This window comes from Blastococcus sp. DSM 46786 (genome assembly GCF_900109665.1).
In the GTDB taxonomy this organism is placed as follows: domain Bacteria; phylum Actinomycetota; class Actinomycetes; order Mycobacteriales; family Geodermatophilaceae; genus Blastococcus; species Blastococcus carthaginiensis.
In genome coordinates this window covers 119046-119508 of sequence record NZ_FOAO01000017.1, presented here as the reverse complement: position 1 = coordinate 119508, position 463 = coordinate 119046, and positions in this window count along the sequence as shown.

Genomic DNA, 463 nt, shown 5'->3' with positions numbered 1-463 from the left:
GACCGTCCCCGCGGGGACTGGCAGGACCGTCCGCAGCGTTCGGACCGCCCGCAGCGTTCGGACCGCCCGCAGGGTGACCGGCCGCGCGGGGACTGGCAGGACCGCCGTCCTCAGGGGGATCGTCCCCGTGGTGACTGGCAGGACCGGCGTCCCCAGGGTGACCGTCCGCAGCGTTCGGACCGCCCGCAGGGCGACCGTCCGCGCGGGGACTGGCAGGACCGCCGTCCCCAGGGTGACCGTCCGCAGCGCTCGGACCGCCCGCAGGGTGACCGTTCCCGCGGGGACTGGCAGGACCGCCGTCCCCAGGGTGACCGCCCGCAGCGCTCGGACCGCCCGCTGCGCTCGGACCGCCCGCAGGGTGACCGGCCCCGCGGGGACTGGCAGGACCGCCGTCCTCAGGGGGATCGTCCCCGTGGTGACTGGCAGGACCGCCGTCCCCAGGGTGACCGTCCGCAGCGCTCCG